This window comes from Bartonella sp. AD328YNZD (genome assembly GCF_042196425.1).
This window is the reverse complement of the sequence record NZ_JBHIQG010000319.1, coordinates 1-2,648: the sequence shown is the minus strand read 5'-3', so window position 1 is coordinate 2,648 and position 2,648 is coordinate 1. Positions and strand designations below refer to the sequence as shown.

Annotated in this window: 1 protein-coding gene and 1 pseudogene; both read left to right on the top strand. The window is 38.3% G+C overall.

Annotated features, from left to right (window positions below; translation table 11 throughout):
* A partial coding sequence (locus tag ACFIO3_RS11190; protein WP_375704472.1) for a DNA translocase FtsK occupies positions 1-1,512 on the top strand: 1,512 nt, incomplete at its 5' end.
* A gap of 707 nt (positions 1,513-2,219) precedes the next feature.
* Positions 2,220-2,486, top strand: a pseudogene (locus ACFIO3_RS11185) (DNA translocase FtsK); the annotation flags it as partial.
* Positions 2,487-2,648 lie beyond the last annotated feature (162 nt).

The following is a 2,648-nucleotide window of genomic DNA, read 5'->3' as shown; positions in this document are numbered from 1 at the left end:
TCAAATGGTGGCTTTGTTCTTCCACTTGTAGATTATCTTTCGGTTCCACCACCGTCTGTTAGGGATGCAAAACTTTCTCCTGCTGTTTTAAGAGCAAATTCTCAGGAGCTTGAAGGGGTTTTGTTAGATTTTGGGGTAAAAGGAAAAATTATAGATGCTTGTCCTGGACCGGTAGTAACTTTGTATGAATTTGAACCGGCTGCTGGCATTAAGTCTTCCCGTATCATTGGTTTGGCAGATGATATTGCACGCTCGATGCGTGCGATTTCGGCGCGTGTTGCGGTGGTTCCAGGACGTAATGTTATTGGAATAGAACTGCCTAATGCAAAGCGTGAGATGGTTTATTTACGAGAAATGTTGCAGGCGCAAGAATTTATTGACAGCAAAGCAAAGCTAGGACTTGCTTTGGGTAAGACAATCGGGGGAGAAGCTGTTATTGCAGATTTAGCAAAAATGCCTCATCTTTTGGTTGCTGGTACAACAGGATCGGGAAAGTCTGTTGCTATCAATACAATGATTTTATCTCTGCTTTATCGGATGACACCTGAGCAATGTCGTCTCATTATGGTGGATCCAAAAATGCTTGAACTTTCGGTTTATGATGGCATTCCTCATTTATTAACACCGGTGGTGACAGATCCTAAAAAAGCCGTCATTGCTTTAAAGTGGGCTGTTCGTGAAATGGAAGAGCGCTATAGTAAAATGTCAAAACTAGGCGTTCGTAATATTGATGGGTTTAATGCGCGTCTTAGAGAAGCTGCAAGTCAGGGAGAGACAATGGTGCGGACAATTCAAGTTGGATTTGATCGCGAGACCGGTGAGCCTCTTTATGAAACGGAAACACTTGATTTTAGTCCTATGCCCTATATTGTTGTCATTATTGATGAAATGGCTGATTTGATGATGGTTGCTGGGAAAGATATTGAAGGAGCGGTTCAACGTTTAGCACAAATGGCACGTGCTGCCGGTATCCATGTAATTATGGCGACACAGCGTCCTTCCGTCGATGTTATTACTGGTACGATCAAAGCCAATTTTCCTACACGCATTTCTTTTTCTGTGAGTTCCAAAATTGATAGCCGAACAATTTTAGGCGAACAGGGAGCTGAGCAATTATTGGGACAAGGAGATATGCTCTTTATGATGGGAGGAGGACGTATTCAGCGTGTGCATGGGCCTTTTGTTGCGGATAATGAAGTGGAGCAGGTTGTTGCGCATCTCAAAGCGCAAGCACGACCTGATTATTTAGAAACAATTACGCAAGAAGTTGAAGAGGATGGTGCTGATGTTTCTTTGTCTTCTCCTTCAGAAGATGATCCCTATAGTCAAGCTGTTGCTATTGTGCTTCGTGATCGTAAGGCCTCGACCTCTTATATTCAACGCCGTTTAGGCATTGGTTATAACCGTGCTGCGACATTGATTGAGAGGATGGAAGAAGAAGGTATCATTAGTCCAGCAAATCACGCAGGGAAACGAGAAATTTTAGTGCCTGCTGAAGAAGAGCGCTTTTGAAAAATCTTGATAGTTGTTTTTTATAATACCTTGTAAAACAAGTGTTTACCCTATTGTATCGTAGAAAGTCTGCATTTTCATATACCAGCTCTCAATTTGCGATAGCTCTTTGGTACTTGAGACTCCTTATAAGGGGATTCTTTATCTTATATAACTTTTATCCATACACCAACCTTGCTTGTAACGTGCAAGAAAATGATTTGAATTGATTCAATATGAGAGAGTATGTGATGAAAGAATCTTATTGTATTTGGCGTTATGATTTAAGTTAAAAAGATAAATTATTATAAATCAATATCTTGGTATAAAATAATGTTATTGCGAGTATAGGGGTGTAAAAGCATGTAAGACTTGATATTTTAGTGTCTTTTTAAGTGCGCTCTAAATATTTAGGGCAAGGCTGATCTCTCGAGTTTTAATATAAATGAATTATATGGGGTGGGAAGCTAAGTGAAATTTGCTAAACTCCAAACTGTTTACAGAGCGGTTCTGATGAAATTTTTTATTCTTTTGGGCGAGAAGGAAGTCAAAAAAGTATTTTTGATACTTAAAAGAGCTTTCAGGTTTGCGAGTAATATGTTTAGTCCTTAATCCATTATGTCTTGACTATAATTTATGTTGCTTCATAGATTAGGGGTGGAAAAGAATATATTATGCGTTTAGAAAAGCGGGAAAATTGGATGCTTTCGGAAACTTAAACGCAGACTGATTATTTGGAAACGATATCGCAAGAAATAAAAAAGGATGTTTCTTTAGCTTTTTCTTTAGCAGATGATTCCTATTGTCAAGCTGTTGCTATTATGCTTCGTGATCGTAAGGCTTCAACTTCTTATATTCAATGTCGTTTAGGCATTGGTTATAACTGTACCGCCACATTGATCGAAAGGATAGAAGAAGAAGGCATCATTATTAGTCCAGCGAATGATATGGGTAAGCGAAAAGTTTTGGAGATTGTCGAAGAAGAATACTTTTAAAAATCTTTTGATATTTTTTTCAAACAATATCTTTATCTTATAAAGAAGGGTATTTATTCGTCGTTGATTACTTAAGTTATGAATTATAAAGCCAATTAAGTATTGCTTGGGAGCATTTTTTATGAAAACGTCTTTTTTGTCGCAAAGAAGAGTCTTTGGGTT